This window comes from Vibrio mediterranei, from assembly GCF_900088415.1.
Taxonomy (GTDB): Bacteria; Pseudomonadota; Gammaproteobacteria; order Enterobacterales; family Vibrionaceae; genus Vibrio; species Vibrio mediterranei.
On record NZ_FLLQ01000011.1, the window covers coordinates 128,174 to 135,223 of the forward strand.

The window sequence follows — 7,050 nt, forward strand, 5'->3', positions numbered from 1 at the left end:
ATTGATTGAGTTAGGTTTTTGCTCCGGAAATGCAAAGAGAAGCATAGTATTTATATGATGTGTGATTAAAATCACGCGTTATTGAGTAGAAATCTCCACAATCGTATAATTATCAATAAACAGAGCTAATGAGTTTAATTATGATTTGCAATGAGTGGCAGCCCACAGCATCTGTGGCTTTGCTGAAAAAAAGAGCGCAAATAATCCATTCAATACGAGACTTTTTCCTATCAAGGAATGTAATGGAAGTGGATACGCCTGCTATGAGTCATGCGACCGTGACAGATATCCATTTACATACGTTCCAAACGGAGTTTGTTGGGCCAGGTTATGCGGATGGTCGTAAGCTGTATTTTATGACTAGTCCTGAGTTTCATATGAAGCGTTTGTTGGCGGCGGGCAGTGGCTCTATTTATCAAATCAATAAAGCATTCCGCAATGAAGAAAGCGGTCGCTACCACAACCCTGAGTTCACCATGCTTGAGTGGTATCGCGAAGGCTTTGACCACCACCAGTTAATGGATGAAATGGATGAACTGTTAAGGATGGTGTTGGCGTGTGATGGCGCTGAGCGAATGACATATCAACAGGCGTTTATGACCCACTTAGGAGTGTGTCCGCTAGTAGCGAGTATGCCAGAGCTCCGAACGGCGGCTGGAAGCTTAGGGCTAAGTGATATTGCGGATAAAGAACAAGATCGAGATACGCTATTGCAATTGCTTTTTAGCATGGGAGTCGAAACCAAGATCGGCCAAGACGTTCCTGCGTTCGTGTATGACTTTCCTGCCTCACAAGCTGCTCTGGCTAAGGTCAATCCAAACGATGAGCGTGTTGCGGATAGATTTGAAGTCTATTTTAAGGGCATAGAGCTAGCGAATGGTTTTCATGAGCTAGACAACCCAAACGAACAATTAGCTCGCTTTGAAGAGGATAATCGTAAGCGTCAGCAAATGGGACTTCCTCAGCAGCCAATTGATTACCATTTAATAGATGCACTAAAGTCAGGCATTCCTGCATGTGCTGGCGTTGCTTTAGGTATTGACCGCCTCATTATGTTAGCACTTGGTGCAAAACATATTGATGAAGTGGTCGCGTTTCCGTTTCCGCGCGCTTAACTGACCAATATGCTGGTGCCCGCTACGGCGAGTAAGGCACCTAACCAAGCGTACTTATTGGGGCGCTGCTTGGTGTACAACCAAAGTAGTGGCAGCACCATAATCGGCGTGGTCGAAGAAAGCAAAGCGACCATCCCCACATTTCCGGTTTGCAATGCAAATAGAATCAGCGTCATGCCTACCGCCATCGCTAAGAAACCGTTAAGTGCCGTAATACCGAATATCGACCAAGTAATAGGGTTAATGCTCTTTGCGTGTCGAGCCCCGGTAAATAGAAACAAGCTATGAGCGATAAAAGCGGTGATCATACGTATGGCTGAGGCCGCGACAGGGTCCACTGAAGTTTGCATCACGGGCTTGGCAATGATTCCACCAAGAGCCTGACACAAGGCTGCGGTGATGCCAAGTCCTACACCAAACCACACATTGCCTTTTATGGTTTCGAGTTCGCTGGATTTATGGTTACTCTTCCCACGTCGCCCAAAGAAAATAGCCGTAGCAACCCCGGAGAAAACTAAAGCGGAGCCGACCAACTCTAACGATGTCATGGTTTCTGCAAATAAGAAGTAACCTAATACCGCCGAGAACACGGCGTGGCAGGAAAATAGCAGCCCGGCTTGTCTCGGTCCCATACGGTTTAGGCAGGCGAATAGGGCGGTATCGCCTATAAAGATACCGATAAGCCCAGAGAGCATCATTGGTGTTATATGACTGGTTTCTACGCTTGACCAGCCACCAGTAATGGCAGCCATCGTGGAGAGTATGATTGCAGTACAACCCATGCGCCAGCGACTATAGGAAAAGGATCCTAGATGCTTGGCTGGGGTGACGGAAATAATGCTAGATACCGCCCATAAAAAAGCGGCGATCAGCGCCAGCCATTCAAATCCCATTGTTATCCCTAACGTGTATTATCCCTTTTAATTCATTAGGTTTTACTATGGCACGGTGAAAACTGCAATGAAATCCTCTTACTTGTAAGCAAGAGGACTTCATTCACCTATGATCAGGTGAGGATGAGCGTTGCTGCATAGACTATGAGCAGGCCGATTACACCAATGATAAGACCGGTTTTTGCCATGTCTTTACTTTCTATAAGCCCGGTTGAGTACGCCAAGGAGTTTGGTGGTGTGGACACTGGTAAAATCATACCGAGGGATGCTGAGAATGCGACCACCACGAGCAACCCTTGTAAACCGCCAATGCTGGCTAAGCTTTCCATTGATGCACCGATTGCCGCCGCGATAGGCATTAACAGGTTTGCGGTTGCGGTATTGGACATAAAGTTAGCCATTAACCAACAGACAATCGACAGCGTAATCACGACAGCAAATGGAGAGAGGGACTCGTAATCAATGGCATGCGCTAATGCTGCGGCCAGTCCGGTTTTATCCAAACCAATCCCAATGGCGATACCACCCGCGACTAACCAAAGTACGTCCCAGTTAATGAGCTTCAGTTCATCTTTACCCATGATGCCTGTTAGCGTAAATACAGCAAGTGGAATGATAGAAACTACATAGGTATTCATGCCATGAAGCTTGGTGGTCATCCATAGTAGTATCGTTGTGGCAAAGGTGACATAGACAACCATAGCCCGCCAGTTTCTCTGGAACGTGCCTTCCAGTTTGAGCACCATTTTGTCTTCAGAAGATGGAAACAGTTTCTGCAGTAGGAACCAAGCTAATGTGAGCTGAACGATGACAAACGGTAGTCCCATCATCATCCATTGCAAGAAATCAATCGTGTTTTCACCAGTAAGATATTGCAGCGCGATAGCGTTTGGTGGTGTTCCGATCGGAGTGGCAATCCCCCCGGTGTTGGCGGCTATCGGAATACAAAGCACTAAAGCTTTGATACCCAAGTCACCTTTGGGTGCTGAGGCTACGATAGGACCAAGGAGGGCTAACATCATGACTGTTGTTGCGGTATTAGACATGAACATTGAGAACACAGCCGTAATCAACATTAACCCTAGCATAATGAACTTAGGCTGCTGTCCAAAAGGTTTAAGCAGTACGCGAGCTAGGTTGTTATCAAGTTCGTATTTTGAAGCGGCGATCGCAAGCGCGAAGCCGCCCATAAACAGAATAATAATAGGTGATGAGAAAGCACTGAAAATATCGGTGTAAGCCATCAATTCACCAAGTTCATGACCTGCTGGTGGCGTGCGGAATAAGTGAAGTCCTTTGTCAGAAATCATGATCAACTCAAGCGCAATGATCAAAATTGAGGTGGCAAAGACTGGTACTGGCTCGAGCACCCATAGCAAAGCGGCAAGTAAAAAGATGGCTAATAATCGGTGCTGAATCAGCGTGAGGTCATCAATCGGAATCCAATCAATAGGCATCATCAGGACGCCTAACGGCACTAAAAAGCAGATGAATAGCTTTATGAGTGTCCCAGTATGTATCTTCGGCATAGGGGCGGTCACCATGGTGGATATTTAAACTGCACCTAGGTTAAAAGATATTCTACTTGGGGTCTTAGACTGGTATTAAAGTTTTGAAAAGTCGAGGGAAGATTCGTAAGGTGTTTTGCTTTGCGTCAAAATCTGAATGGCTATTTATCACGGGATTTTAAAGCGAAGTATCGTTATATCATCTAAACAAAAAACGGTGCCTAGGCACCGTTTAAGTTTGTTATTCGTCGTCTTGTAACACACTTTCCGTTTGGTTTTGCTGATGAGCGTAAGGGGTGCCCATAATCGTTGGCGCGTTATTCTGCATGCTGTCATCAAAGCGAATGCTGTCTTTAGCAAATAAGTTGATGACCGTTGAGCCCAGTTTGAAGCGACCCATCTCTTCGCCTTTCTTCAGTACGACTGACTTATCGCCTTCAGCAGGGTAGTCCCAAGTGTAAACAGTATTGCCGCGAGGTGGTGTTACTGTGCCAGCCCAAATAAGCTCAATACTGCCCACGATCGTTGCCCCAACCAGTACTTGAGCCATTGGTCCAAACTCAGTATCGAAAATACACACAACGCGCTCATTTCGGGCGAATAGGTTTGGTACATTTTCGGCTGTTAATGGGTTTACAGAGAACAGATCGCCTGGAACATAAATCATCTGACGCAAGGTGCCATCGCATGGCATGTGCACTCGATGGTAGTCTCTAGGCGATAGATAGAGAGTCGCAAATTCGCCTTCAGCAAATTCAGCCGCTAAATCAGCATTGCCACCAAGTAGCTCCTGCGCGGTATAGTCGTGGTTCTTCGCTTGGATAAGCTTACCATCTGTGATTGGCCCAAATTGGCTCACGCATGCGTCTGCAGGATGGGAAATCACAGTTTCACCTTCTGCAATTGGACGCATTCCTGGTTTCAGCTCACGCACAAAAAACTCATTGAAGGTTTTAAAGTGAGCTGGATCTGCGTGCAAAGCTTCGTCCATATTGACGTTATATTGCTTGATAAACCAACGAATGATCGCTGTTGTTAGACCGCCTGCTTTTGCTGATGCCAGTTTACCTACCAAACGGGTTAAGCCGTGCTGAGGTATCCAGTATTGCAGTCCAACTTTAATCTTATCCATTGTTTACTATTCCAACATTAATTGAGTGTTATTAATTCAGGGCGCGAGATACTAATGTAATTCGCCCTAAATGTCAGCAATTTGTGAATGATACACGGTCAGAGTGTTAATCTCGCCCATGTTCTAGGGTTATCACAAATCGGCTTTTTTGTTTCTTGAATATTGTCGGTTCGCTTTGCCTTCGCTCATGCTATCGATAATTCGATGGTAGTTATCAAAGCGTACCTGGTCGATTTTACCTTCTTCTACCGCTTCACGAAGAATGCAACCAGGATCATCGAGGTGTTTACAGTCCCTAAACTTACAACCACCTAGATAGGGCTTGAACTCAACAAAGGCTTCGGTGACTTCATTTGGTTCCAAGTGCCACAAGCCAAACTCACGTACCCCTGGAGAGTCGATAAGATCGCCGCCTGATGGGAAATGGTACAATCTTGCTGCTGTCGTGGTGTGTTGGCCTAAACCAGAGTTAGTGGAAACCTCACCTTCCTCTACATCGAGTTCTGGTATCAGGGCGTTAACCAAGCTTGATTTGCCTACACCAGATTGACCAACAAAAATATTGATCTTGTCTTTTAAGTGAGTCTCGAGCTCTTCTATGCCTTCGCCACTCTCTTTACTGACCAGCAATACTTCGTAACCGATGTTCTTGTAGACATCTAAAAGCTGGTAAAACGTCTCGCGATCTTGCTCTGGAAGTAGGTCTATTTTATTTAGAACCACAAGTGGCGCGATTTCTAATGTTTCAGAGGCAATCAAATAGCGATCGATGATGTTTAAAGACAACTCTGGCACTACAGCAGAGACGATCACCATTTGGTCAACGTTTGCTGCTACGGGCTTGAGACCGTCATAGTAGTCAGGTCTAGTTAGCATTGAGGTTCGTGGCTCTACAGCTTCTACAACGCCAGAAATACCATGCATAGATTCAAGGCCAACTCGCCATTTAACGCGATCGCCAGACACCAAAGATTCAATGCCGCGCCTTAAGTTACAGCGGTGAATTTCTTTAGTTTCGAGATCTTCAATGTCGGCATGTTGCCCAAAACGCGTGATAACAAGCCCCTGCTTGACTGCACCAAGCATGGTTTCATCCCACTGGACCGTTTCTTCCTTTGCCAGTTTTTTCTTTTGGTTGCTGCGTACACGACGCACCTGACCTTTGGTTAGTTTTTTCTTTTTCGCCACGATATTTCAATGATGCAATTTGCATCAAACCATTTGGGTTACTGAATTTAATTTCGGTATAGTACCTCTTTTAGCAGAAAACAAATAGACGAGGGCATTATGTCTTTCAGTGATGACAACTTGATCTGGGTTGATTTGGAGATGACAGGACTGGATCCTGAGCAACACAAAATTATCGAAATCGCCAGTATAGTGACGGACAGCGAGTTAAACATTCTTGCTGAAGGCCCAGTAATCGCCATTCACCAATCGGATGAAGAGTTGGCCAAAATGGATGATTGGTGCACTAATACCCATACTGCAAGTGGGCTGGTGGCTCGCGTTAAAGACAGTGAGTATGATGAAGCGGAAGCCATTAAACAAACCATCACGTTTTTAGAGCAATGGGTACCAAAAGGAAAATCACCGATTTGTGGCAATAGTATTGGTCAAGACCGACGTTTTCTCTACAAACATATGCCGGAACTTGAAGAGTATTTCCATTACCGATACGTGGATGTCAGTACGTTAAAAGAATTGACTCGTCGTTGGAAACCGGAAGTCCTTGATGGTTTTTCTAAACAAGGAACCCATCTAGCGTTGGATGACATTCGTGAGTCTATTGCTGAACTCAAATATTATCGTGAGACTATTTTTACTATCTGATCTTCGAATATTTGTTAAAAAGATAAGTTTAGGGCTGTAGCTGGCGGAAAAATAACGTATTTTTGTGTGCTTTTTCATCAAACGAAAAAAAAGTTGGTTTTTTTGCTGATAAGGACTTGCATCACAAAAAAATGCTCTTATAATTCGCAGCCCTGAACGACGAAAGACGTTCAATGCGACACTAGCTCAGTTGGTAGAGCGCAACCTTGCCAAGGTTGAGGTCACGAGTTCGAACCTCGTGTGTCGCTCCAAATTTAGGAAAGACGAAACAGCACACGAGGAACCTCGTGCCCAAGCTGGTCGCGTCGCTCCAGTTTGAAAGTTCTCACGGTACTTAACGGTGACACAATACGGACGCGGGGTGGAGCAGCTTGGTAGCTCGTCGGGCTCATAACCCGAAGGTCGTCGGTTCAAATCCGGCCCCCGCAACCAAATTTAATCAATAGCGTTTGCTGTTGATATGCGACACTAGCTCAGTTGGTAGAGCGCAACCTTGCCAAGGTTGAGGTCACGAGTTCGAACCTCGTGTGTCGCTCCAGTTTGAAAGTTCTCACGGTACTTAACGGTGA

Annotated in this window: 6 protein-coding genes and 3 tRNA genes; 5 read left to right on the forward strand and 4 right to left on the reverse strand. The window is 45.5% G+C overall.

The window, feature by feature from the left end:
- Positions 1-140: 140 nt before the first annotated feature.
- Positions 141-1,115, forward strand: a complete 975-nt coding sequence (gene epmA / locus VME0621_RS23180; RefSeq protein WP_082795553.1) for an elongation factor P--(R)-beta-lysine ligase — start codon at positions 141-143, stop codon at positions 1,113-1,115.
- On the opposite strand, the gene VME0621_RS23185 is transcribed toward epmA, so the two are convergent.
- The 4 genes from VME0621_RS23185 to rsgA form a co-directional block, all read right to left on the reverse strand.
- Complete coding sequence (locus VME0621_RS23185) at positions 1,112-2,008, reverse strand: DMT family transporter (RefSeq protein WP_062461782.1); 897 nt, start codon at positions 2,006-2,008, stop codon at positions 1,112-1,114. The genes epmA and VME0621_RS23185 overlap by 4 nt on opposite strands.
- Before the next feature lie 113 nt (positions 2,009-2,121).
- A complete protein-coding gene (locus VME0621_RS23190; protein ID WP_062461784.1) occupies positions 2,122-3,537 on the reverse strand; it encodes an SLC13 family permease in 1,416 nt (471 codons plus the stop codon).
- 220 nt (positions 3,538-3,757) lie between these two features.
- The gene (gene asd, locus VME0621_RS23195) at positions 3,758-4,648 is read right to left on the reverse strand and encodes an archaetidylserine decarboxylase (protein ID WP_062461785.1); all 891 of its coding nucleotides are present in this window, start codon (positions 4,646-4,648) and stop codon (positions 3,758-3,760) included.
- A gap of 132 nt (positions 4,649-4,780) precedes the next feature.
- Complete coding sequence (gene rsgA / locus VME0621_RS23200) at positions 4,781-5,836, reverse strand: small ribosomal subunit biogenesis GTPase RsgA (RefSeq protein WP_062461788.1); 1,056 nt, start codon at positions 5,834-5,836, stop codon at positions 4,781-4,783.
- 99 nt (positions 5,837-5,935) lie between these two features.
- On the opposite strand from rsgA, the gene orn reads away from it, so the two are divergent.
- The 4 genes from orn (at position 5,936) to VME0621_RS23220 (ending at position 7,019) form a co-directional block, all read left to right on the forward strand.
- Positions 5,936-6,481, forward strand: coding sequence for an oligoribonuclease (gene orn / locus VME0621_RS23205; protein WP_006075671.1), 546 nt, complete (start codon positions 5,936-5,938; stop codon positions 6,479-6,481).
- A gap of 175 nt (positions 6,482-6,656) precedes the next feature.
- A tRNA-Gly gene (locus tag VME0621_RS23210) sits at positions 6,657-6,732 on the forward strand.
- A gap of 104 nt (positions 6,733-6,836) precedes the next feature.
- A tRNA-Met gene (locus VME0621_RS23215) sits at positions 6,837-6,913 on the forward strand.
- A gap of 30 nt (positions 6,914-6,943) precedes the next feature.
- A tRNA-Gly gene (locus VME0621_RS23220) sits at positions 6,944-7,019 on the forward strand.
- The last annotated feature ends 31 nt before the right edge of the window (positions 7,020-7,050 follow it).

Bases quoted from the DNA above. Each gene is read 5' to 3' on its own strand.
- epmA (WP_082795553.1), top strand. From the start codon at position 141: ATGATTTGCAATGAGTGGCAGCCCACAGCATCTGTGGCTTTGCTGAAA.
- VME0621_RS23185 (WP_062461782.1), bottom strand. From the start codon at position 2,008: ATGGGATTTGAATGGCTGGCGCTGATCGCCGCTTTTTTATGGGCGGTA.
- VME0621_RS23190 (WP_062461784.1), bottom strand. From the start codon at position 3,537: ATGCCGAAGATACATACTGGGACACTCATAAAGCTATTCATCTGCTTT.
- asd (WP_062461785.1), bottom strand. From the start codon at position 4,648: ATGGATAAGATTAAAGTTGGACTGCAATACTGGATACCTCAGCACGGC.
- orn (WP_006075671.1), top strand. From the start codon at position 5,936: ATGTCTTTCAGTGATGACAACTTGATCTGGGTTGATTTGGAGATGACA.